Annotated in this window: 24 protein-coding genes; 6 read left to right on the top strand and 18 right to left on the bottom strand. The window is 74.2% G+C overall.

Annotated features, from left to right (window positions below):
* Positions 1 to 72 precede the first annotated feature (72 nt).
* The 6 genes from H508_RS0103300 to H508_RS0103275 form a co-directional block, all read right to left on the bottom strand.
* Positions 73 to 1,254, bottom strand: a complete 1,182-nt coding sequence (locus H508_RS0103300) for a hypothetical protein (protein WP_026373015.1) — start codon at positions 1,252 to 1,254, stop codon at positions 73 to 75.
* Positions 1,255 to 1,335: 81 nt separating this feature from the next.
* Positions 1,336 to 1,770, bottom strand: a complete 435-nt coding sequence (locus tag H508_RS0103295) for a Fur family transcriptional regulator (RefSeq protein WP_026373014.1) — start codon at positions 1,768 to 1,770, stop codon at positions 1,336 to 1,338.
* Positions 1,752 to 2,588 (bottom strand): metal ABC transporter permease, encoded by an 837-nt coding sequence (locus tag H508_RS14260; protein ID WP_051222592.1) that lies wholly within the window; start codon positions 2,586 to 2,588, stop codon positions 1,752 to 1,754. The genes H508_RS0103295 and H508_RS14260 overlap by 19 nt, the downstream gene beginning before the upstream one ends.
* Positions 2,585 to 3,481: a metal ABC transporter permease gene (locus tag H508_RS14255; RefSeq protein ID WP_169514150.1), complete on the bottom strand. Its 897-nt coding sequence runs from the start codon at positions 3,479 to 3,481 to the stop codon at positions 2,585 to 2,587. The genes H508_RS14260 and H508_RS14255 overlap by 4 nt, the downstream gene beginning before the upstream one ends.
* Entirely contained in the window at positions 3,478 to 4,287 is an 810-nt protein-coding gene (locus H508_RS14250; protein ID WP_084154988.1) for a metal ABC transporter ATP-binding protein, read from the bottom strand. The genes H508_RS14255 and H508_RS14250 overlap by 4 nt, the downstream gene beginning before the upstream one ends.
* Entirely contained in the window at positions 4,284 to 5,345 is a 1,062-nt protein-coding gene (locus H508_RS0103275; protein ID WP_035253718.1) for a metal ABC transporter substrate-binding protein, read from the bottom strand. The genes H508_RS14250 and H508_RS0103275 overlap by 4 nt, the downstream gene beginning before the upstream one ends.
* Before the next feature lie 126 nt (positions 5,346 to 5,471).
* On the opposite strand from H508_RS0103275, the gene nadE reads away from it, so the two are divergent.
* Positions 5,472 to 6,329 carry an ammonia-dependent NAD(+) synthetase gene (gene nadE, locus H508_RS0103270; RefSeq protein ID WP_051222590.1) on the top strand — a complete coding sequence of 286 codons (858 nt, stop codon included), beginning with the start codon at positions 5,472 to 5,474 and terminating at the stop codon, positions 6,327 to 6,329.
* 72 nt (positions 6,330 to 6,401) lie between these two features.
* Here the strand turns inward: nadE and H508_RS0103265 are convergent, their stop codons facing one another.
* The 4 genes from H508_RS0103265 to H508_RS0103250 are packed head-to-tail and all read right to left on the bottom strand — an operon-like array spanning position 6,402 to position 10,896.
* A complete protein-coding gene (locus tag H508_RS0103265; protein ID WP_026373011.1) occupies positions 6,402 to 7,724 on the bottom strand; it encodes a dihydrolipoamide acetyltransferase family protein in 1,323 nt (440 codons plus the stop codon).
* A gap of 30 nt (positions 7,725 to 7,754) precedes the next feature.
* Positions 7,755 to 8,735, bottom strand: a complete 981-nt coding sequence (locus tag H508_RS0103260; protein ID WP_026373010.1) for an alpha-ketoacid dehydrogenase subunit beta — start codon at positions 8,733 to 8,735, stop codon at positions 7,755 to 7,757.
* Positions 8,732 to 9,841 carry a thiamine pyrophosphate-dependent enzyme gene (locus H508_RS0103255; RefSeq protein ID WP_026373009.1) on the bottom strand — a complete coding sequence of 370 codons (1,110 nt, stop codon included), beginning with the start codon at positions 9,839 to 9,841 and terminating at the stop codon, positions 8,732 to 8,734. Before H508_RS0103255 ends, H508_RS0103260 begins: the two co-directional genes overlap by 4 nt.
* On the bottom strand, positions 9,838 to 10,896 hold the full coding sequence (locus H508_RS0103250; protein WP_026373008.1) for a histidinol-phosphate transaminase: 1,059 nt from the start codon (positions 10,894 to 10,896) through the stop codon (positions 9,838 to 9,840). Before H508_RS0103250 ends, H508_RS0103255 begins: the two co-directional genes overlap by 4 nt.
* A 60-nt stretch (positions 10,897 to 10,956) precedes the next feature.
* Here H508_RS0103250 and H508_RS0103245 point away from each other — a divergent pair, with 60 nt between their 5' ends.
* Positions 10,957 to 11,361: a phage holin family protein gene (locus H508_RS0103245; protein ID WP_021010553.1), complete on the top strand. Its 405-nt coding sequence runs from the start codon at positions 10,957 to 10,959 to the stop codon at positions 11,359 to 11,361.
* 93 nt (positions 11,362 to 11,454) lie between these two features.
* Here H508_RS0103245 and H508_RS14245 read toward each other — a convergent pair whose 3' ends face one another.
* Genes H508_RS14245 through H508_RS0103215 form a run of 4 tightly spaced genes read right to left on the bottom strand, consistent with a single transcriptional unit; the run spans position 11,455 to position 16,540 of the window.
* Positions 11,455 to 13,830 carry a glycoside hydrolase family 65 protein gene (locus H508_RS14245; RefSeq protein ID WP_035253975.1) on the bottom strand — a complete coding sequence of 792 codons (2,376 nt, stop codon included), beginning with the start codon at positions 13,828 to 13,830 and terminating at the stop codon, positions 11,455 to 11,457.
* Positions 13,827 to 14,759 carry a PfkB family carbohydrate kinase gene (locus H508_RS0103230; protein ID WP_051222588.1) on the bottom strand — a complete coding sequence of 311 codons (933 nt, stop codon included), beginning with the start codon at positions 14,757 to 14,759 and terminating at the stop codon, positions 13,827 to 13,829. Before H508_RS0103230 ends, H508_RS14245 begins: the two co-directional genes overlap by 4 nt.
* Before the next feature lie 48 nt (positions 14,760 to 14,807).
* Positions 14,808 to 16,283: a serine/threonine-protein kinase gene (locus H508_RS14240; RefSeq protein WP_035253716.1), complete on the bottom strand. Its 1,476-nt coding sequence runs from the start codon at positions 16,281 to 16,283 to the stop codon at positions 14,808 to 14,810.
* Complete coding sequence (locus tag H508_RS0103215) at positions 16,280 to 16,540, bottom strand: hypothetical protein (RefSeq protein ID WP_021010559.1); 261 nt, start codon at positions 16,538 to 16,540, stop codon at positions 16,280 to 16,282. The genes H508_RS14240 and H508_RS0103215 overlap by 4 nt, the downstream gene beginning before the upstream one ends.
* A gap of 126 nt (positions 16,541 to 16,666) precedes the next feature.
* On the opposite strand from H508_RS0103215, the gene H508_RS0103210 reads away from it, so the two are divergent.
* On the top strand, positions 16,667 to 17,179 hold the full coding sequence (locus H508_RS0103210; protein ID WP_021064997.1) for a low molecular weight protein-tyrosine-phosphatase: 513 nt from the start codon (positions 16,667 to 16,669) through the stop codon (positions 17,177 to 17,179).
* A 9-nt stretch (positions 17,180 to 17,188) separates the two neighbouring features.
* Positions 17,189 to 18,568: an adenylosuccinate lyase gene (purB, locus tag H508_RS0103205; protein WP_026373002.1), complete on the top strand. Its 1,380-nt coding sequence runs from the start codon at positions 17,189 to 17,191 to the stop codon at positions 18,566 to 18,568.
* Between the two features lie 33 nt (positions 18,569 to 18,601).
* Here purB and H508_RS0103200 read toward each other — a convergent pair whose 3' ends face one another.
* The 4 genes from H508_RS0103200 to H508_RS0103185 all read right to left on the bottom strand — a co-directional run bounded on the left by H508_RS0103200 (position 18,602) and on the right by H508_RS0103185 (position 20,766).
* The gene (locus tag H508_RS0103200; protein ID WP_144061053.1) at positions 18,602 to 19,048 is read right to left on the bottom strand and encodes a hypothetical protein; all 447 of its coding nucleotides are present in this window, start codon (positions 19,046 to 19,048) and stop codon (positions 18,602 to 18,604) included.
* Between the two features lie 28 nt (positions 19,049 to 19,076).
* The gene (locus tag H508_RS16560) at positions 19,077 to 19,571 is read right to left on the bottom strand and encodes a hypothetical protein (RefSeq protein WP_021010563.1); all 495 of its coding nucleotides are present in this window, start codon (positions 19,569 to 19,571) and stop codon (positions 19,077 to 19,079) included.
* 25 nt (positions 19,572 to 19,596) lie between these two features.
* The gene (locus H508_RS14230) at positions 19,597 to 20,136 is read right to left on the bottom strand and encodes a hypothetical protein (RefSeq protein ID WP_026373001.1); all 540 of its coding nucleotides are present in this window, start codon (positions 20,134 to 20,136) and stop codon (positions 19,597 to 19,599) included.
* Positions 20,137 to 20,214: 78 nt separating this feature from the next.
* Complete coding sequence (locus H508_RS0103185; protein WP_156905969.1) at positions 20,215 to 20,766, bottom strand: hypothetical protein; 552 nt, start codon at positions 20,764 to 20,766, stop codon at positions 20,215 to 20,217.
* A 10-nt stretch (positions 20,767 to 20,776) separates the two neighbouring features.
* Here H508_RS0103185 and H508_RS0103180 point away from each other — a divergent pair, with 10 nt between their 5' ends.
* Both H508_RS0103180 and H508_RS0103175 read left to right on the top strand, forming a co-directional pair.
* On the top strand, positions 20,777 to 21,325 hold the full coding sequence (locus H508_RS0103180; protein ID WP_156905968.1) for a hypothetical protein: 549 nt from the start codon (positions 20,777 to 20,779) through the stop codon (positions 21,323 to 21,325).
* 46 nt (positions 21,326 to 21,371) lie between these two features.
* The gene (locus tag H508_RS0103175) at positions 21,372 to 22,388 is read left to right on the top strand and encodes a zinc-binding dehydrogenase (protein WP_026372998.1); all 1,017 of its coding nucleotides are present in this window, start codon (positions 21,372 to 21,374) and stop codon (positions 22,386 to 22,388) included.
* The last annotated feature ends 7 nt before the right edge of the window (positions 22,389 to 22,395 follow it).

Genomic DNA, 22,395 nt, shown 5'->3' with positions numbered 1-22,395 from the left:
GCCGAAACCGCGCCAAGGGTCAATCGTACGCGATGCCGCCCGCTCGCGGCAATACCGATCCAGATCCCGTCGTCAGCGCTGCGGCGGGAAGACCGGTTGGCCGTCGGGGCCCATCGGGAGCGGCGTGCCGTCGGCGTAGGTCGGCCACGGCAGCATGCCGCCCGGCGCCGGCCGGGGAGTCGGCTGCGCGCCCGGCTGGTGCATCGGTTGCGGCATCGGCTGCGGCATCGGCGGCGCGGCGGCCGCGCCGGGGTGCATCGCGGTCGGGTTCGCGGCGCCGCCGAGCTGCTGAGGCACCGCGCGCCGCTGGTGCTCGCCGCGCGCCTCGGCCTCCTGCCAGTCGATGTTGCGGCGGTTCCAGAAGAGCAGCACCGTCACCGACGCGGCGAGCGCCGTGACGACGATCGCCGCGACCGTCGCGCGCCAGTACCACTCGGTCACCTCGAAGCCGAAGGCCTCGATCGCGAAGTGGAGCGTCAGCAGGATGCCGACGAGCCCAAGCAGCGCCGCCGCGACGAGCCCGATGATGCGCGCCATCTCCGCCCGGCCGCGCTCGCCGAGCGAGATGAGGCCCCACGCGCCGGCCGCGGCAGCGCGCACGACGAGGATCGTCAGCAGCGTGATGCCGAAGAGCTCGCCGAAGAGCCAGTCGTCGTCCCACGGGTCGCCTCCCGTGCCGCGCATCCAGATCGAGATCATGAGCACCGCGAGCAGGTAGATGTTCGCCGCGACGCCGATGATGAGCGGCGTCGACGAGCGCCGCGCGAGCACGAGGTCGAGCGCGAGGAGACCCGTGAACGCGAGGAAGACGACGACCGTCCACACGACGCGCGACGCCTGGCTCTCGAAGTCGCCGACGAAGATGAGCACGACCGTCACGAGCGTGACGATCGCGAGCAGGCAGATGCCGACGAACAGCACCGGCTGGATGCCGAAGATGCGACGCGCCTGGAGCGCTGCCGCAGGCCGCTCGGGCCACGGCGACGGCGAGCTGGGCTGCTCGCGGTAGGGATTCTCGACCGCGCCGGCAGCCGGTCGACCCCCGGCGCCCGAGCCGTAGGGCATGGATGCCTGCGCGAGCGGCTGGTCGTAGGGGCCGGGCTCGGCCTGGCCGCGATCGACCGGCGGATCCTGCGACTGCGCGTGCTGCTGCTCGCGCTGCTGGATCTGCTGCAGGAGCGTCGGCTGCTGGTCGGGGCTCGGTCGGCGCGCACCGAAGGCACTGGATCGGAAAGCACTGGGCTGAGCGGTCACTGGGGCTCCCCTCGGTCTCGTCGAGACAGTCTCACATCGGAAGCGCTCGAGCGCGATGGGCAGGAGTGACCTGGGGACGGATCAGCCGGCGGAGCGTCGCGCGTCGCGCTCGGCGGCGCACTCCGCGCACAGGCCGAAGATGTCGACGACGTGGTCGGGCTCGACGAAGCCGTGCGCGGCGGCGACCTGGCCAGCCCAGCGCTCGACGGCGGCCGCCTCGAGCTCGACGGTGCGGCCGCACGAGCGGCAGATGAGGTGGTGGTGATGGGTCTTGGTGCACGCGCGGTAGAGCAGCTCGCCCGCCGACTGCAGCGCATCCGCCTCGCCGTCCTCCGCGAGCGCCGCGAGCGCCCGGTAGACCGTCGCGAGCCCGACCGTCGAGCCCTCGGCGCGCATCGACTGGTGCAGCGCCTGCGCCGAGACGAACTCGTCGCTCGCCTCGAGCGCCTCGCGCACGGCCTCGCGCTGCTTCGTGCTGCGGCGGGGAGCGGGGGCGGTCACGGTGTCGTCCTCCACGGTGTCCTCGTCTCGATCGTGCCACGCGGGCGGCGGGCGGCCTCGGCCCAGAGCCAGGCGAGGCCGTAGAAGGCGGCGGCCACGAGCGCGATCGCGCCGCCCGCGGCGAGCTCGAGCCAGCGCGACGCCACGAGGCCGAGCACGCCGGAGGCGATCGCGATGAGCGGCGCGACGACGAGCATCGCGCGCCAGTCGCGCACGACGAGCCGGGCGGCCGCGGCGGGCGCGACGATGAGGGCGACGCCGAGGATCGCGCCGACGACCGGCATGATCGCGACGACGGTCGCCGCGATGAGGGCGAGCGCGACCGCCTCGGGGATCCAGGGGCGCATGCCTGCGCGGCGGTAGCCGCCCTCGTCGGCGCTCGAGAAGACGAGGTGCGGGCCAGCGATGGCCCACACGACGATCGCGACCGCGAGCAGCACCGCGGTGAGCGCGATGTCGGCGCCGGTGACGGCGAGCACCTGGCCGATGAGGAACGACTCGACGTCGATCGCGAGCGGGCTGAGCGACTGCAGGAGGGCACCGAGCGCGAAGCCCGCGGTGAGCATGATGCCCGACGCGACGGCGGGGCCCTGCGAGCGGATGCGGCCGATGCCGACCGCGATCGCGACGAGCGCGACCGCCGCGACCGCCGCGCCGAGCGGGATCGAGACGCCGAGCATCGCCGCGGCGACCGCGCCGGGGAAGGTCGCGTGCGTGAGCGACATCGTGAAGAAGGCGCGCTCGCGCAGCACGACGAGCACGCCGACGAGGCCAGCGAGGGCGCCGGCGAGCGTCACCTCGAGGAGCGCGCGGGAGAAGAAGTCGAGCGTCACGACGCCGCTCCCGCCGAGCTCGCGATCGCCGAGTGCCGAGTCGATGTGCCCCGCAGGTGCCCGATCGCGAGCGCAGCGAGGTAGCCGACGATCATCGTGAGGGCCACGGTCGCGCCGGGCGCCACATCCACACCGAGCACCGCGAGCTGCACGACCGCCCAGAGGCCCAGCCAGCCCGTGGCGGCGCCGAACGCGATCGCGACGACGGCCGCTGCCGCGAGCGAGCGCGTGAGGGCGCGCGCCGCCGCCGTCGGCACGATGACGACGGCGAGGGCGAGCAGCGTGCCGACCGAGGCGGATGCGGCGACCACGACGAGCGCGACCGCGACCGTGCCGACGACCTCGAGCACGAGCACCGGGAGCCCCGCGCGGCGCGCACCCGCGGGGTCGAACGCGGCGTAGAGCTGCGGCCTCGCGGTCAGGACGACGAGCAGCACCGCGACGCCGATGAGCGCGAGGGAGAGGCCGAGGTCAGCCCACGTGATCGTGAGCAGCCGGCCGAAGAAGAAGTCGGAGAGGCTGCCCGTCGCTCCCCCGGATCCCGAGACGAGCACGACGCCGAGGGAGAAGAAGGAGGTGAGCACGATCGCGACCGCCGTGTCGCGCGGCTGCCCGCGGCGCGAGATGAGCGCGAGCACGACCGCCGCGACGACGGCCGCGCCGATCGCGCCCGGCATGAGCCCCGCCGCGCCGCCGAGAGTCGCGCCGACCACGAGGCCGGGGAAGACCGCGTGCGTGAGGCCGTCGGTCGAGAACTCGAGCCGCCGGAGGTTCACGAGCACGCCGACCGTGCCCGCCGCGATCGCGAGCGCGACGAGCAGCAGCAGCGGTCGCCCCATGAAGGGCACGGAGAACGGCGTGAACGGGTCGATGAGCGCCGCGGTCGGCGTCATCGGTGCTCGGCGCCCGCGGCGCCGTCGTCCTGCAGCACGTGGTGGTGGTGCGCGCCGTGCGCGGCGGCGTGGTGCTCGGTCGTCGCGAGCGTGTGCCCGTCGATCTCCATCACGTGGCTCGCGAACGCGGCCTCGACGCGCTCGAGCGTGAGGACGCATCCGGTCTCGTCGAAGGCGATCTGCCGCCCGTTGACGAGCAGGGTGCGATCGCACACCGCGCGCGCGAGGTCGAGGTCGTGCGTCGTGATGAGGAGGGCGACGCCCTGCGCCTTGAGGCGCCGCACCGTCTCGAGCAGCGCGTCGCGCGAGCCGTGGTCGAGGCCGTTGAACGGCTCGTCGAGCAGCAGCAGGCGCGGCTCGCCCGCGAGGGCGCGCGCGAGGAGCGCGCGCTGGCGCTGGCCGCCCGAGAGGTCGCCGAAGCGCGTGCCGCGGTGCTCGGTGAGCCCGACCGCCTCGATCGCCTCGGCGACGATGCGCCTGTCGGCCCTGCCGGGCCACTTGAGGCCGAGCCGCGGCGTGCGGCCCATCGCGACGACCTGCTCGAGCGTGACGGGGAACGCCGGGTCGATCTCGCTCGACTGCGGGAGCGTGCCGATCTCGCCGCGCGCGGCCGGCACGCGGAACACGCGCGCCTCGTGCTGCGCGAGCCCGAGCAGCCCCGCGAGCAGGGTCGACTTGCCCGCGCCGTTCGGCCCGATGAGCGCGACCGCCTCGCCCGCGCGCACCTCGAACGAGACGCCCGAGAGCACCGGCGCTCCCCCGTAGCCGAAGGAGGCGTCGGCGATCTCGACGACGGGTTCGCTCATGAGAGCGATCCTGGCACCGGCAGCGGCTCGGCGCCCCACGCGGTGACGATCGCGGTCGTGTTGTGCATCTGCGAGCCGATGTAGGTGCCGGTCGGGCTGCCCTGCGGACCGAGCGCGTCGGCCGCGAGGGCGTCCTCGCCCTGGCGGAGCTCGACGCCCGCCTCGCGGGCGATCGTGGCGGCGAGCTGCGGGTCGATGGCGTTCTCGCTGAACACGACGGGCGTGCCGGTCGCGCGGATCTCGGCGACGAGGCCGTCGATGTGCGCGGCGCTCGCATCGGCGCTGTCGTCGAGGCTCGGCAGCACCGTGCCGACGACCTGCACGTCGAAGGCCCGCTCGAGGTAGCCGAACGTGTCGTGCGTCGTGACGACGAGCCGCTCCTCGACCGGCACCTGCTCGATCGAGCCGCGCATCCACTCCTCGAGCTCGCCGAGCTGCGCGATGTAGGCGTCGGCGGATGCGTCGATGTCGGCCTCGGGGTCGGCCGCCGTGACCGCGTCGCGGATGGCCTGGGCCTGCAGGATCGCGTTCGCGGGGTCGGTCCACACGTGCGGGTCGAACTCGCCGTGCGCGGCGTGCTCCTCGGCCGTCTCGCCCTCGTGGCCCGCCTCGTCGGCGTGCTCGGCCTCGTCGGCGTGCTCCTCGCCCTCCGCCTCGTCGCCGTGGTCGTGCCCCTCGTGCGGGTCGCCCTCGGCGGCGAGCAGCTCGAGGCCCTCCGAGGTGTCGACGACGGTGCCCGCGAAGCCGGAGGCCTCGACGGTGTCGTCGAGCCACTCCTCGAGGCCGGCGCCGTTCACGATCAGCAGGTCGGCGTCGGCGAGCGCGCCGAGCGCCGAGGGGCCCGGGTCGAAGGAGTGCGCGGAGGCGCCCGGCTGCAGCAGGCTCGTCACCTCGGCCGCGTCGCCCACGAGCTCGCTCGTGATGTCGGCGAGCTGGGTGGTGGTCGTCACGATCTCGAGCCGGTCCCCGGCCGAGCCCGCGCCGTTCGCCGTGCCGGCGCATCCGGTCACTGCCAGGGCCATCGCGCCGATCGCGCCGGCCGCTGTGAGGGTTCGCATCTGCAGTCCTTGTCCAGCACGGCACCCTGCCGCGCACATCCACGGTAGGTGCTGTTGAGAACGATTGTCAATTTCACGCAGCCTTCCGCAACACGCCCGACACACGGCGCGCGTAGGCTTCCGGCCATGGAGCGCTCCACTGAAGCAGCCGGCGCCGCGCAGTCCGCGATCATCGCCGCCCTGGGATCCCGACCGACCATCGACCCGCCCGCCGAGCTCGAGCGCCGCGTGCGGTTCCTCGTCGACTACCTCGCGCACACGGGGGCGAAGGGCTTCGTGCTCGGCATCTCCGGCGGGCAGGACTCGACGCTCGCCGGCCGGCTCGCGCAGCTCGCCGTCGAGCGCGTGCGGGCGGCCGGCGGGGAGGCGAGCTTCGTCGGCGTGCGCCTCCCCTACGGCGTGCAGCACGACGAGGACGACGCGCAGCTCGCGCTCGACTTCATCCGCGCCGACCGCGAGGTGACGGTCGACGTCAAGCCGGGCGTCGACGCGCTCGAGGCGTCGATCGAAGCGGGCGTCGGCGAGGTCGACGACTACCACAAGGGCAACGTCAAGGCGCGGGCGCGGATGATCGCGCAGTACGCGATCGGCGGCCAGCTCGGCCTGCTCGTGATCGGCACCGATCACGCGGCCGAGGGCGTCACGGGCTTCTACACGAAGTACGGCGACGGCGGGGCCGACGTGCTGCCGCTCGCCGGCCTCACGAAGCGGCAGGGCAAGCAGCTCCTGCGCGAGCTCGGCGCCGTCGAGCGGCTGTGGCAGAAGGCGCCGACGGCCGACCTGCTCGACGAGCGCCCGGGCCAGACGGACGAGGCCGAGCTCGGCCTCGCCTACGAGCAGATCGACGCCTTCCTCGAGGGGCGCGACGTCGAGCCTGCGGTCGCGGAGCAGATCGTCGACCGGTACACGCGCACCGAGCACAAGCGCCGCATGCCCGTCACGCCCGACGACGAGTGGTGGCGGCCGCAGGCGCGGTGGAGCTAGGGCTCGAGGCCCTTTCGGGCCTCGAGCGCGACCCCAGCGCCGACGCCCGTCCCGGGCGTCGGGAGCGGCTGCTCAGTCGACGAGCAGCGCCGGCTCCTCCAGGACCGACGCGACGTCGGCCACGAAGCGGCTGATGACGTCGCCGTCGACCGCGCGGTGGTCGAACGAGCCGCCGACGGTCGTGACCCAGCGCGGCCGCACCTCGCCGTCGACGACCCACGGCTTCTGCCGGATCGCGCCGAGCGCGATGATGCCGCTCTCGCCCGGGTTGAGGATCGGCGTGCCGGTGTCCATCCCGAAGACGCCGATGTTCGTGATCGTGAAGGTGCCGTGCTGCATGTCGGCCGGCGGCGTGCGGCCCTCGCGCGCCGTGAGCGTGAGCCGCTCGATCGCCCGCGCGAGGTCGACGAGCGAGAGCTCCTGCGCGTCCTTGATGTTGGGCACGAGGAGGCCGCGCGGCGTCGCGGCGGCGATGCCGAGGTTGACGTAGCGGTGCACGACGAGCTCCTCGGGCGTGAACGTGGAGTTCACCTCCGGTGAGCGCTCGATCGCCCACAGGATCGCCTTCGCCATGATGAGCAGCGGCGACACCTTGACGCCCGCGAAGCCGTCGGACGCCTTGAGCCGCTTCACGAGCTCCATCGTGCGCGTCGCATCGACCTCGGTGAAGACCGACACGTGCGGCGCCGTGAACGCCGAGTGCGCCATCGCCTGCGCGGTCGCCCGCCGCACGCCCTTGACGGGGATGCGCTCCTCGCGCCCGCCCGTCCACGCGGTGCGGGCGGCCGGCGCGGCAGCCGGCGTCGCCGCCTGGGCCGCACGCTGCACGTCGTCGCGCGTGACATCGCCGATCGGACCGGTCGCCGGCACCTGCCGCAGGTCGACGCCGAGGTCCTTCGCGAGCTTCCGCACGGGCGGCTTCGCCAGCACCGGGGCGGATGCGTCGCGGTGCTCCGCGGGCGCGACCGGCTCCGCGGCGGCGGGCGCGGGCGCCGCGGGCGCGGGCGCGGCCTGCGTCGGCGGCTGCTGCACCGTGCGGGGCTTCCGGCGGCGGGTCTCGGCACCGCCCCGCACCCCGTAGCCGACGAGCACGGCGCCGCCGGACGCATCCGGCTCGACCGACTGCTCGGTCGGCTTGCCCGACTCGACCTCGCCGGGATCGCCCCCCGCGACGCGGATGATGGGGGTGCCGACCTCGACGGTCTGGCCCTCCTCGACGAGCAGCGCCTCGACGGTGCCCTCGAAGGGGCTCGGCAGCTCGACGAGCGACTTCGCCGTCTCGACCTCGAGCAGCACGTCGTTGACGGCGACGGTGTCGCCGGGGCGCACGCGCCACCGGACGATCTCGGCCTCGGTGAGCCCCTCACCCGGGTCGGGGAGCCTGAACTCCTGCATGGGAGGTCCTTCCGTCTCAGTGGGCCATGGTCAGTGGGCCAGCGCGCGGTCGACGGCCGCGAGCACCCGGTCGGCGTCGGGCAGGTAGACGTCCTCGAGCTGCGCGGGCGGGAACGGGGTGTCGAAGCCCGACACCCGCTGGACGGGCGCCTCGAGCGAGTAGAAGGCGCGCTCGGCGATCGTCGCGGCGATCTCGGAGCCGACCGATGCGTGGCCGGGCGCCTCCTGGGCGACGACGACGCGGCCGGTGCGCTGGGCCGAGGCGACGAGCGGCGCCCAGTCGATCGGCGAGAGCGACCGCACGTCGACGACCTCGCAGCTCGTGCCCTCGCCGGCGGCGATCTCGGCCGCCTGCAGCAGCACGTGCACCATCGCGCCGTGGCCGATGAGCGTCACGTCGGTGCCCTCTCGCGCGACGACCGCGTCGTGGAGCGCGGCGGTCGGCGCGTCGAGCACCTCGCCCTTCGTCCAGTACTTCGCCTTCGGCTCGAGGAAGATCACCGGGTCGTCGCTCTCGATCGCCTGCCGCAGCATCCAGTGCGCGTCGTTCGCCGTCGAGGGGCTCACGACCCGCAGGCCCGCCGTGTGGGCGAAGTACGCCTCGGGGCTCTCCTGGTGGTGCTCGACGGCGCCGATGTGGCCGCCGTACGGGATGCGGATGACGACCGGCATCGAGACGGCGCCGCGGTGGCGGGCGCGCATCTTCGCGAGCTGCGAGACGATCTGGTCGAAGCCGGGGTAGACGAAGCCGTCGAACTGGATCTCGATCACCGGGCGGTAGCCGCGCATCGCGAGCCCGATCGCGGTGCCGATGATGCCCGACTCGGCGAGCGGGGTGTCGAGCACCCGCCCGTCACCGAACTCGGCGTGCAGGCCCTCGGTGATGCGGAAGACGCCGCCGAGCGGGCCGATGTCCTCCCCCATGAGCAGCACCTTCTCGTCGGCGCGCATCGCCTCGCGGAGCGCCGAGTTCAGCGCCTTCGCGATCGGCATGGTCTGGCCGGCGGTCATGCGTCGCTCCCGAACGAGGCCTCGAACTCGGCGAGCGCCGCCTTCTGCTCGGCCATGAGCGGATGCGGGTCGGCGTAGACGTGGTCGAAGATGTCGTCGCTCGCCGCGGCGGGCGCCTCGAGCGTGCGGCGGCGCATGTCGGCGGCCTCGTCGGCGGCCCGCTGCTCCTGCTCGGCGAGCGCGGCGTCGTCGACGCCGAGGGAGCGCAAGTGGGCGGCGAGGCGCGCGATCGGGTCGCGCCGGGCCCACGCCTCCTCCTCGTCGCGCGAGCGGTAGCGGGTCGGGTCGTCGCTCGTCGTGTGGGCGCCCATGCGGTAGGTGTCGGCCTCGACGTAGCCCGGGCGTCCCTGCCTGGCCTCGTCGAGCATCCGCCTCGACACCGCGAAGGAGGCGAGCGGGTCGTTGCCGTCGACCCACGCGGCCTCGAGCCCGAAGCCGCGCGCGCGCTCGTGGAGCGGGAAGCGGCTCTGCCGGGTCGAGGGCACCGAGATCGCCCACTTGTTGTTCTGCACGAAGAACACGATCGGCGCGTCGTAGCTCGCGGCGAAGACGAGCCCCTCGCTCGCGTCGCCCTGGCTCGCCGCACCGTCGCCGTAGAACGCCATGACCGCCTCGTCGACGGACGCGTCGCCCGTGCCGCTCGCGCCGTCGAGGCCGATGCCCATCGCGTAGCCCGTCGCGTGGAGCGCGTGCGTCGCGATCACGAGCGAGTAGATGCGCATGCCGGGGAGCTCCGTCGGGCTCCAGCCGCCGTGCGCGGCGCCGCGGAAGATGTCGATGATCTGCAGCATGTCGACGCCGCGGTGGAGCGCGATGAGGTGCTCGCGGTAGCTCGGGAAGAGCGTGTCCTGCGGGCGAGCCGCCCACGCGGCGCCGACCTGCGCGCCCTCCTGCCCGAGCGAGGGCACCCAGAGGCCGAGCTTGCCCTGCCGCTGCAGGTGGCCGGCCTCGACGTCGAAGCGGCGCGTGCGCAGCATCTCGCCGTGCATCGCGAGCCGGTCGTCGGTCGAGAGCTCGTCGGCGATCGCGCGCCACTGCTCGTTCTCGGCGGTGACGACCGCCTCGCCCGCCTCGTCGAGCAGGCGGATGGGCTCGGTGCCGGTCACTGGAGCGCCTGGATCGCCTTCGCCGCCGCGACGACGTGCTCGTCGGCCTCGGGCTCGCCGATCGAGATGCGTGTGCCCTCGGGGAAGACCTTCGCGACGAGGAGGTGGTCGAAGAGGATCTCGTGGATCGCGTCCTCCTGCCCCGGCTGCGACGGCACCCAGACGAAGTTGCCGTGCGGCCGCGGCACGGGCACGCCCTCGTCGACGAGCCGCTGCCACAGGGCATCGCGGTGCTCGACGACCTGCTGGATGCGGCCGAAGGTCTCGTCGCGGTGGGCGAGGGCAGCGAGCGCCGCGGCGGCGCCGAGCGCCGTCTGCGAGAGCGGCACGCCCGTGAGGTCGGCGCCGCGCAGCACGGAGGGGTCGCCGACGGCGTAGCCGACGCGGAGGCCCGCGAGGCCGTACGCCTTCGAGAAGGTGCGGAGCACGACGACGTTCTCGCGCTCGCGCTGCAGCGCGATGCCGTCGGGGATGGGCTCGCGCACGAACTCGATGTAGGCCTCGTCGAGCATGACGAGCACGTCGTCGGGCACGCGCGCGAGGAAGCGGTCGAGCTCGTCGGGGGTGACGATCGTGCCGGTGGGGTTGTTGGGGCTGCAGACGATCACGGCGCGCGTGCGGTCCGTGATCGCGTCGGCCATCGCGTCGAGGTCGTGGCGGTGCTCGGCGTCGAGCGGCACCTCGACGGGCGTCGCACCGCCGGTGCGGACGAAGAGCGGGTACGCGTCGAAGGAGCGCCAGGCGTAGACGACCTCGTCGCCCGGGCCCGCGACGGCGTGGATGAGCTGCTGCAGGAGCGACGCCGAGCCGTCGCCGATGAGGATGCGCTCGGCGTCGACGCCGAGCTCCTCGGCGAGCTGCTGCTGGAGCTGCGGCGAGCCGGGGCGCGGGTACCGGTTGACCCGCTCGGCCTCGCGCTGCACTGCCTCGACGACCGCCGGCAGCGGCGGGAAGGGGTTCTCGTTGCTCGAGAGCTTGAACCCGCCCTCGGGGGCCGGTCGCCCCTGCTGGTACGGGGGGACGGCAGCAATCTCGGGTCGAAGTCGCACGGTCACCGCCTCAGGCTATTGCGAGCGTCGACGCCCCGCTGGGATATGGGTGGAAGAATCGGCCGCATGCGATTCCTGCTGCGCGTCGTGTTCACCGCCGTCGCCATCTGGCTCGTCACGCTCTTCGTGCCGGGCATCGAGATCGTGCCCTTCGGCGACGAGTGGTGGCACGTGGCGCTCACGACGCTCGGCGTCGCCCTCGTCTTCGCGGTCATCAACGCGACGATCGGCAACCTCATCCGGATCGTCGCGTTCCCGCTCTACATCCTGACGCTCGGGATCGTCGCGCTGTTCGTGAACGCCTTCCTGCTCATGATCGTCCACTGGATCTCCGAGGCCGTGGGCTTCGGCATCCGGGTCGAGTCGTTCTGGTGGGGGATGCTCGCGGCGGTGTGCATCGCGTTCCTCACGTGGCTCATCACGATCGTCATGCGGCCCGTCGTGGGCAAGGAGCGGCCGAGGGAGCGTTGAGTCCGGAGCGCGCAATGCGACGCAGTCGCGTTGCGCGCGCAGGACTCAAGGCCGAGTAGCCGCCGCAGGCGGCGTATCGAGGTCGAGGCGCCGCTACTGCGCGTCGCCGAGCGCCTCGCGGAAGGGCCGCGGCACCCGGTGCCGCGGCTGCGTCGGCCGCTCGCCCCGCACGACGAGCGGCGGGGTCGGAGCGCTGATCGCCTCGCCCGCCGTCAGCTCGAGCTCGTCGCCGAAGTGGCGGATCGACAGCGGCTCGCCGGCCTCGAGCCGGTAGGTCGACCGCTCCGGCTCGATCTCGACGCGCAGCACGCGGCCGTGCACGCGGATGCCGAACGCGATGCGCGTCGTCCCGGGCGGCAGCCGGGGCGCGAACGAGAGCCCGTCCTCACCCTCGCGCATGCCGCCGAAGCCCGCCGTGACCGCGATCCACACGCCCGCGAGCGACGCGAGGTGCACTCCCGCATCCGCATCGCCCTGCAGGTCGTCGAGGTCGATCGTCGCGGCCTCGGCGAGGTAGTCGGCGGCGAGCTCGAGGTGGCCGAGCTCGGCCGCGAGCACCGCTTGGGGCACCGCCGAGAGCGACGAGTCGCGCACGGTGAGCGGCTCGTAGTAGGCGAAGCCGCGCTCCTTCTCGTCGAGCGTGAACGCGTCGTGGGCGAACAGCAGCGCGAGCACGAGGTCGGCCTGCTTCACGACCTGCTTGCGGTAGAGCTCGACGTAGGGGAAGTGCCGCTGGAGGGGGTACTCGTCGGCGCGCGTGCCCTCGAAGTCCCAGCGCGCCTGCTCCGTCCACCGCGCCGACTGCGGGTGCACGCCCCGGCGCTCGTCGAAGGGGACGACCATCGCCGCGGCCGCCGCCTCCCACGCCTCGATCTCGTCGTCGTGCACGCCGAGCCGAGCCGCGACGTCCGGATGCCGGCGGGCGACCGCCGCGGCGCCCTCGAGGTTCCGGCGCGCCATGACGTTCGTGTAGACGTTGTCGTCGACGAGGGCGGAGTACTCGTCGGGCCCCGTCACGCCGTCGAGGTGGAAGCCGCCATCGGGGTCGAGGCGGCCGAGCGAGCGCCACAGCCGCGCCGTCTCGACGAGGATCTCGAGCCCCGCCTCGCGCTCGAAGGCGATGTCGCGCGTCGAGCGCACGTAGTGCAGCACCGCCGCGGCGATGTCGGCGTTGACGTGGAACGCGGCGGTGCTCGCCGGCCAGTAGCCCGAGCTCTCGCGCCCGTCGATCGTGCGCCACGCGAACGTCGCGCCGCCGAGCCGCACGTGCCTCGCGCGCTCCCTCGCTCGGTCGAGCGTCGCGTGCCGCCACCGCAGGGCCTGCGCCGCCGCCTCCGGTAGGGTCGATGTCAGCACGGGCAGCACGAACGCCTCGAAGTCCCAGAAGGTGTGCCCCTCGTAGCCCTTCCCCGTGAGGCCCTTGCCGGGCACGGAGCGCAGCTCGAGCCGCACGGCCGACTGGAAGACGTGGAAGAGCGCGAACCGCACCGTCTGCTGCAGGCGCGGGCTCCCCTCGACCTCGACGTCGACGCACGCCCAGTGCTCGTCGAGCCGAGTGCGCTGCCCCTCGGCGAGGCCCGTCCAGCCGTCGCGCAGCGCGTCGTCGACGGCCGCCTCCGCGCGAGCGCGCAAGGTCGCGGGCGCGAGCTCGGCCGACCACTCGTGGCCGACGAGCTTGACGACCTCGAGCCGCTCCCCCGGCTGCAGCGCTGCGGCGATCGTCGTGCGGGCGAGGTCGGCGGATGCGTCGCTCGAGACCGAGGGCGACGTGACGGCGGTGCTGTGCACGACGTGGTCCATCGCGACGGCGATGCCGAGCCGACTGCGGCGCGTGCGGTGCAGGAGCGTCGCGCCCGCACCGCGCGCGTGGTGCTCGAGCGGCTCGAGCGGCTGCTCGAGCGCGTCCTGCACGCGCGGGTCGGGGTGCACGTCCTCGAGGCCCTCGTTCGCGAGCAGCTCCGACTGCACCGCGATGCGCGCCGGTCCGTCGACGGCCTCGACGACGCAGCGCACCGCGGCGATCGAGCGGTGCGTGAAGGAGACGAGCCGCTCGGTCGTGAACCGGACCGTGCGGCCCGCGGGCGAGGTCCACTCGACCTCGCGGCGCAGCGTGCCCGCGCGCAGGTCGAGCCGCTGCTCGTGCCGCGCGAGCGTGCCCTCGCGGATGTCGAAGGGCTCGTCGTCGACGAGCAGCCGCACGAGCTGGCCGTTCGGCACGTTGACGACGCTCTGGCCGACCTCCGGGTAGCCGTAGCCCTCCTCGGCGTAGGGCATCGGCCGCTCCTCGAACAGTCCGTTGAGGTAGCTGCCGGGCTCGCCGCGCGGGTCGCCCTCGTCGAGGTTGCCGCGCCAGCCGATGTGGCCGTTCGAGAGCGCGAAGAGCGACTCGCGATGCGCGAGCCGGTCGACGTCGACGCCCGTCAGGCCGAGGCTCCAAGGGTCGACGTCGAAGCCGAGCGGCCCCGTCACCCCTCCTCCACCGGCGGCGAGAGCTCCGGGTGGCCGCCGAGGCGCTGCACCGTCGAGCCCGCCGCCTGGGAGGCGATCTCGCCGATCCGCCCCGGCTCGGCCCCGAGGAGCATCCCCGTCACGATGCCGGCGACGAACGCGTCGCCGCCGCCCGTCGGGTCGACGACCCGCTGCTCGACGTGCGGCAGGAAGCGCTCGCCGCCGTGCCAGCAGACGAGGTCGCCCTCGTCGGGCACCGAGAGCGCGACGACGCGGGCGCCGCGGCCGAGCAGCCCCTCGGCGGCGCGGCGCGCGTCGTCGCGCGTCGCGACCTCCACGCCCGCGAGGATCGACGCCTCCTCCGCGTCGGCGCGCACGACCTCGGCGACCGAGAGCAGCTCGTCGCGCTCGTCGCCCTCGATCGCGCCGTCGAGCACGATGCGCGCGCCGCCCTCGAAGGCGATGCGCGCCGCGCGCACGAGCGCGTCCGCGGGCTGCTGGAGCTGCAGCACGACGACATGGGCACCGGCGAGCGCCGCCTCGGCGGCGTCGACGTCGGCGGTCGTGACCTGCGACTCGGGCGTGACGTGCTCGAGCAGGCGCCGCTCCCCCTCGCCGGAGACGAGGTCGACGAGCAGCGCGGTGCCGCCGCGGCGCGCGACGAGCGAGACGTCGATGCCTGCCGCGACCGCTTCCCGCCGCCCGGACTCGCCGGGGGCGTCGTCGCCGAGCACCGCGACGAGCGCGACGGCGGCGCTCGGGTGCAGCTGGCGCACCCCGACGGCGATGTTGGCGCCCTTGCCGCCGAGGCGCTCGATGCGCTCGTCGACGGCGGCGCTGCCGCCGGCGTCGGGCAGGGACCCGGCGCGCAGGACGAGGTCGCGAGCCGCGTGGCCGACCACCACGACGCTCGGCTGCTGGGGGCTCTCGGGCGATCGCTGCTCGTCCACGCGACGACCATAGTGAGCGCGCCCCGACGTCGGCTGGACACGCGAGCCTCACCGCCGCTCGAGCGCGACGTCGTGCGCGGCGACGCCGCGACCGCCCGCGGTCGCCTCGGCGAGGTGCTGCTGCCAGTGCGCGACGACGAAGTCGTCGGTCGTCTTCAGGGTCGTGAGGTACTCGGCGCGCGAGTGCCGGGCGAGCGCACCGGAGCCGTGGCCGCCGGCGCTCTCGAGCAGGATCGTCGTCGGACCCGCCCCGTCGGCGATGCCGTCGCTCGCCGCCACGAGGTCGCCCTCGTGCGCAACGCTCAGCACCGCGACGCCCGGCGGCAGCTCGGCGGTCGCGACCGGCCCCGCGATCAGCAGCGCCGTCTCGACGTTGAAGCGCCCGCTCGCCGCGACGTTCGCGACCGCGCCCGCGCCCTGCGAGTAGCCGAAGACGTCGACCGGGTCGTCGGGCCCGATGCCGGCCGCCTCCATCGCCTCGACGACCGCGCGATCCGAGCCGAGCAGCGCGGCGGGCGTCGACGCGGCGTTCTCGACGTTCGCGAGGTCGTCGAGCCCGATGTCCTGCGTGCCGTCGACGAAGACCTGGAACCGGCGCGAGCCGTCGGGCATGCGGTGCTCGTGGATCGACACCTGCCCGGGCTGATCCCGGATGACTCGCATCGCGGCGGCGGGCGTCGAGACGGGCGCGCGGTGCGGCGTCGCCGGCGTGAGCGCGGCGACCCGCACCGGCCGCAGGCCGCCGCCGACGCGAGTCGCGATGACTGCGCCGCCGACGAGGCCCGCGAGCAGCTCGTCCTGCCCGACGGTCGACTCGATCGCGCGCGCCGTGCCGACCGGCACCCCGAGGAAGCCGGCGAGCGCCTCGTCGCTCGACTCGACCGCGAGCGCGAGCGCCGTCACGAAGGCCGGGTTCGCGAGCAGCTGCTCGCTCGAGCGATCCCAGAACGCCGATGCCTGGGCGAGGAAGGGCTCGACCGCGCGGCCCGCGCGCTCGGCGAGCGCGGTCACCGCGGCGGCCTGCGCGGGATGCAGCGCCGCGAGCCGCGCCGCGAGCGGCACCGCCACGAGGCCGATGAGCAGCGCGCCGCCCACCCCGGCGGCGAGCGCCGGTCCCCACAGCCCGACCGTGCCGAGCGCCGCGCCGAAGGCCGCGCCGACGAGCGCCCGCGCACCGACGCCGGCCGCGTAGGCGGCGCCGCCCACGAGCTCCTCGACCGCCCGGAGCACCGCATCCGACGCGAGCTCGTAGGCTCGGCCGGCGAGTACGGTGTCGTCGTGGAGCCGCTCGAGGTCGGCCACGATGGCCTCGGCGGCGGCGCGCCGCAGCTCGAGCTCTGCCGCGCACGAGCGCAGCGCCGCGACGCTCACGCCGGGGGCGGCCGCGACCCGCAGGTCGGGCGCCGAGCGGAGGGCGAGGGCGGCGCCCCGCACGCGCCACTCGGCCTCGCGGAGCCGCGCGCTCGCGACGCCCGTCACCGTGCTGTCCCACGCGACGGGAGCCGAGGCCTTGGGCGCGGTCACAGCGCTCCCTCGATCGACAGCTCGAGCATCGCGAGCTCGTGCTCCTCGGCCGCGATCCGCTCGCGCAGCCGCCGGCAGCGCTCGTCGAACGCCTCGCGCGCGGGCCCGAGCCAGTCGGCCTGCCCGCGCAGCACGACGACGTCGGCCGCGTCGCGCATCCGCGACCGCGCCCGCCGCACCGCGTGCTGCGCCGCCCGTGCCTCGTCGACCGCGCGAGCGCGCAGCGCCGCAGCCGCCGCAGCCGTCACCACCGTCATCGCCGCTCCCTCCGCCGTGGGCGGCACGATGGCACCGGCGTCGGCCTGCTCGGGCGGCGCGCGGGCGCGCCTGTGGAGAACGAGCGGCCCGCGCGGCTCGAGCACCGCATCCGCCAGAATGGGTCGGTGACGATCGAACGGGAGCTCGCCGATGCGACGCGCTTCCGCGTCTGCTTCGTCTGCACCGGCAACATCTGCCGCTCGCCGATGGCGGCGACGGTCTTCGAGCAGCTCGCGAAGCGGCACGGCGTCGCCGACCGGCTGCTCGTCGCGAGCGCCGGCATCAGCGACTACCACGTGGGCGAGACCGCCGACGCGCGCACGCTCCGCACGCTCGTCGAGGCCGGCTACGACGCCGGCGCCCACCGCGCGAAGGAGTTCAGCGCCGACTGGCTCGACGCCTTCGACCTCGTGATCGCCTTCGACCGCGGGCAGGAGCGCGCGCTGCGCTCGCTCGCGCGCGACGAGGAGCAGCGCTCGAAGATCCGGCTGCTGCTCTCGTTCGACCCCGACGCGACCGTGCCCGACGTGCCAGACCCCTACTACTCGGAGGACGCCTTCTTCGGCACCGTCCTCCGCCAGATCGAGACCGCGGTCGGCCGGCTCTTCCGCCAGATCCAGCCAGCCCTCCGCGCCTGAAGGAGCCCCATGACGATGCCCGCCCAGCCCCTCTCGCCGCTCGACGGCCGCTACCAGCGGCAGGTCGCGGGACTCTCCGAGCACCTCTCGGAGGCCGGCCTCAACCGCGCGCGCGTGCACGTCGAGGTCGAGTGGCTCCTGTGGGTCGCCGAGCACGGGCTCTTCGGCGCGGGCCCGGTCGAGGCGAGCGATGCGGATGCGCTGCGGCAGTGGGCGGCCGGGTTCGGGCAGGCGGAGATCGACTGGCTCGCCGAGAAGGAGGCCGTCACGCGCCACGACGTCAAGGCGGTCGAGTACCTCGTGCGCGACCGGCTCGCGCAGCTCGGGCTCGAGCGGCTCTCGGAGGCGGTGCACATCGCGTGCACGAGCGAGGACATCAACAACCTCTCCTACGCCCTCACGGTGCGCGCGGCCGTGCACGACGTCTGGCTGCCGGCGCTCCGCGCGGTCATCGACCGGCTGCGCGAGCTCGCCCTCGAGCAGCGCGACCGGCCGATGCTCTCGCTCACGCACGGCCAGCCCGCGACGCCGACGACGCTCGGCAAGGAGCTCGCGGTCGTCGCGTGGCGGCTCGAGCGGCAGGCGAAGCGCATCGAGGGCGTCGAGGTGCTCGGCAAGTTCGCGGGCGCGACCGGCACGTTTTCAGCCCACGTCGTCGCCGAGCCCGACGCCGACTGGCCCGCCACCGCATCCGCCTTCGTCGCCTCGCTCGGCCTCACGTGGAACCCGCTCACGACCCAGATCGAGTCGCACGACTGGCAGGCCGAGCTCTTCGGCGCCATCTCGCACGCCGGCCGCATCCTGCACAACCTCGCGACCGACGTGTGGACGTACATCATGCTCGGCGCGTTCACGCAGATCCCCGTCGCGGGCGCGACGGGCTCCTCGACGATGCCGCACAAGATCAACCCCATCCGGTTCGAGAACGCCGAGGCCAACCTCGAGATCGCCTCGGCGCTGCTCGAGTCGCTCTCGGCCACCCTCGTGACGAGCCGGCTGCAGCGCGATCTCACCGACTCGTCGACGCAGCGCAACATCGGCGTCGCGCTCGGCCACTCGCTGCTCGCGCTCGACAACCTCCGCCGCGGCCTCGGCGAGATCGCCGTCTCCGACGCCGCGCTCGACGCCGCGCTCGAGGGCAACTGGGAAGTGCTCGCCGAGGCGATCCAGACCGTCATCCGCGCCGAGGTGCTCGCGGGCCGCTCGAGCATCGACGACCCCTACGCGCAGCTCAAGGAGCTCACGCGCGGCCAGCGGGTCGGGCAGGCCGAGCTCGTCGCGTTCGTCGACGGCCTCGACATCTCGGAGGGCGCGAAGGAGCGGCTGCGCCGCCTCACCCCGCACACCTACACGGGGCTCGCGAGCGAGCTCGTCGACCGGCTGCCGTGAGACGTCAGGGCCGAGCGCCCGCCGGGGCCTCGCTCAGCGCCTGCCGTCGCTGACGGTCACCGCGCGCACGCGCTCGTCGAGGAACGCGACCGTGAGCGTCGCCCCCTCGAGCGCGTACTGCAGCGACGTGCGCCCGCGCTTCGTCGGCGCCCCGAAGCGCGCGACGACGTCGTCGGCGGTCGCCGTGCGCAGGTCGAGTCCGTCGATGAGCTCGTCGGGGTGCGCGGCCGCGTCGAGGTGCGCGCTCCCGGCCACCTCCGCGGAGGCCTTCGCGAGCACGCCGTCGCGGAACTGCAGCCGCACGCCGTCGGCGACGCTCTCGACCACGATCCACTCGGCGCCGCTCGACGGGTCGACGAACGGCTGCTGCTCGCGGAAGTGCGGTGAGCGCTGCAGCAGCTCGAGCACGCGGGGGTCGTCCTTGCGCGCCCCGATCAGCTCCGCGTAGCGGCCGAGCTCACCCTGGATCGTCGTGCTCACGAGCATCCCCTCCGTATCGTCGCGGTCGTCAGACCGGATTGCCCTTGGCGCGCTGCTGCGCGAGGAACCGCTGCATGACGTCGCCCTCGAACGGCGGCTCGTCGGCCGGCGTCGTGAACGCCTCGCCGATCTCGAACTCCTGCAGCAGCGCGAGCGCGGCGTCGCTCACGAGCAGGTCGACGCGGTCCTCGAGCACGACGTCGTCGCCCGCGGCGCGCGAGCCCGTCGGCACGAGCCGCTCCCACCGCTCGGGGAACGGTCGCGGCAGGGGCAGGGCGCCGAACTGCTGCTCGGTCGTCACGACGACCTCGGCGAGCTCGAACCCCGAGAGCGTCGACGCGCGCAGCGCATCGGCGAGCGGCGCGCTCACGATCCAGTAGCCGGAGGTCGTGACGATGTCGTCGCCGAGCCAGCCGTCGAACTCGTAGTGGAGCGGGCCGACGAGCCGCGGCTCGCGGCTCGGGTCGTGGTCGACGCCCGGCCCCAGGCCGCCGGCGACCTCTGCCTCGAAGCGCTGGTACATGCCTACCTCCTCGGTGCGGGCACGATCACCGGATCGGCGGGTCGAACAGGTCGCCGAACGCGTCGTCGATCAACGTAGCGTAGTCGAGCAGCTCCTGACTCGTCGGCGCTCGACCGATGCGGTCGTAGTGGTTGTAGAACTGGTTCCACATGCGTCGGATGCCGCTGAGGTGGAGCGGGCCGTTGACGTCGCGCGGGATGCCGCGGAGGTTCTCGCTCGAGTGCATCTGGCCCGGCGTGATGTCGATGCCGGGGTACCGGCGCCGCACCTGCTGCTCGACGGCGTGGTGGATGACCGAGCTCGCGGCCGCGTCGGCGTTGTCGGGGTCGTCGGCGAAGTTGTTGCGGTAGTCGACGCTGTCGCCGTCGCCGAACTCGGCGGGGCGGCCGCGATGCACCTCCGGCACGTCGAGCCCGTCCGCGCTCGGCGTCGCCGGGTCCGGCGCATCGTGCCGCCGCGGCCGGTCGGGCCGGCGCTGCCGGCTCGCGAGGATCTCGTCGCGGCGGCGCGTCTCCTCCACGATCTCGCGCAGCCGCTTCGCCTGCAGCCGCGATCGGTCGCCCATCGAGTCGGCGAACTCCTCGCCGGCCTTCTCGAGCGCCCGATGACGTCCCGGCCGAGCTTCCTCAACATCGACATCGGCCTACCCCTGGATGATCTGCAGCGAGGCGATCTGCTGCACGTACTGGGCGCCGAGTTGCTCCTGCTCGGCGCCGGTCGACTCGATGTCGCCGGCCGCCTGCTCGAGCGCCGCGAAGTCGGCCTGGAACTCCTTCGCCTCGCCCATCGCGCCCTCGACGAGCGGCGCGTCGGCGATCGCGCCGACGAGGGCGACGGCGCCCTCGGTGAGCGGCTCGATCACCATCGAGAGGATCTGCCCCAGGAGCGCCTCGATCGCGACGTTCGTGGCGATCTTGAGCGCGGCCTTCCGGGCGGCGATGATCGCCGCGTTGGCCGCGGCGCTCAAGCCGAGGGTGAGCGCCGCGGTGGCGATCGCCGCCGCGATCTGCGCCGCGGTGATCACGAGCTCGGCGATCACCTTGACCTTGAGCGCCACCACGGCGTCGGCCATGACGTCGATGCCGGTCGCGGCGGGCTCGAGCAGGTCGACGAGCTGCTGCATGTGCTGCTCGCGCGTGTCGTTCCACGCCGTCGTGTAGCTCCGCGCGGCGCCCGCCTTGAACGCGGCAGGCACGTCGTCGTTGATGCGCGAGCTCGCAGCCTCCTTCGCGGAGCTCGGCGAGCAGTGGGCCGACGGGCTCGTCGCCTGGTCCTCGTGGTCGCCGATCGTCATGGAGGCGCGCGCCGACGGCTTCGTGCTCCGCTCACCGGACTTCGAGGCGGATGCGCGCGAGGACCGCACGGACGACCTCACGATCGCGCTCGAGACGACCGAGGGCATCGTGCGCGTGCTGAACGCCGCAGGGGTCCTGCCGCAGGACGTGCGGTTCGACCAGGAGGTCGAGGCGGTGCGGGGCTGGGAGTCGCATCCCGAGCTCGTGCTCTCGCGCGCCCCCGGGCGCGACGCGCGCGACTCCGGCTGGTTCGTCGACCTCGCGGGCGTCGAGCGGAGCGAGCCGTGGTCGGCCGACGACGTGGTCGACGTGCCCGTCTGGCGCGTGCGGATGGCGCGGCCTGCCGTCGTGCGGGCGCTCGCGCTCCCCGTCGGCGTGAGCGCGTCCGTCGTCGGCGATGCGGTCGAGCTCGTCGTCGACGAGCGCGACGGCGCGATCCTCGCGCGCGGCCCGCTCTGAGCCGCCGCCCGGGGGCGGGCCCAGCCGAGCGTGGCACGCTGGGTGCATGCGAGCGACGATCCTGCATGCCCCTGGCGACATCCGCGTCGAGGAGTGGCCCGATTCGGTCGTCGAGCGCCCGACCGACGCGATCGTGCGCGTCGTCGCGGGCTGCGTGTGCGGCTCGGACCTGTGGTCGTACCGCGGCGTCAACGAGGTCACCGAGCCGCGCACGGTGGGCCACGAGGCGATCGGCGTCGTCGAGGCGGTCGGCGCCGGTGTCGAGCGCGTGCGCGAGGGCGACTTCGTCATCGTGCCCTTCAACCACTGCTGCGGCCGCTGCGTGCACTGCCGCGCGGGGCAGACGCAGGGGTGCGTCGAGCTCGCGATGACGGCGAGCGGCCAGGCCGAGCGCACGCGCGTCACGAACGCCGACGCGACGTGCTTCGTGCTCGACGAGGCGCCGTCGCCCGACCGGCACGCGGCGCTGCTCGCGCTGAGCGACGTGCTGCCGACCGGCTACCACGCGGCCGTCTCGGCCGGCGTGACGCCCGGCTCGACGGCGGTCGTCGTCGGCGACGGTGCCGTGGGCCTCTGCGGCGTGCTCTCGGCCGAGCGGCTCGGCGCGGAGCGCATCATCGCCCTCTCCCGCAACCCCGAGCGGCAGCGGCTCGCGACGGCGTTCGGCGCGACGGACGTCGTCGCCGAGCGCGGCGACGCGGCGGTCGCGGCGGTGCTCGAGCTCACGGACGGCGTCGGGGCGGATGCGGTGCTCGAGTGCGTGGGGACGGAGGAGTCGATGACGACCGCGTTCGAGGCCGCCCGGCCCGGCGCGACGGTCGGCTTCGTCGGCGTCCCGCACGGCGCGGCGGTGCCGTGGCGCGTCGCCTTCCGCGGCAACGTCGGGCTGCGCGGCGGCATGGCGCCGGTGATCCGGTACCTGCCGGAGCTCGTCCCGGCCGTCCTCGCGGGCGAGCTCGACGCATCCGCCGTCTTCGACCTCGAGCTCCCGCTCGACGAGGCCGCCGAGGCCTACTGCGCGATGGACGAGCGCCGCGCTGTCAAGGCGCTGCTGCGACCCTGACGCGGCA

Origin of the sequence: Agrococcus lahaulensis DSM 17612, from assembly GCF_000425105.1 — a bacterium.
In the GTDB taxonomy this organism is placed as follows: Bacteria; Actinomycetota; Actinomycetes; order Actinomycetales; family Microbacteriaceae; genus Agrococcus; species Agrococcus lahaulensis.
The sequence above is the reverse complement of the archived record's forward strand: the minus strand, read 5'-3'. Positions and strand labels throughout refer to the sequence as shown.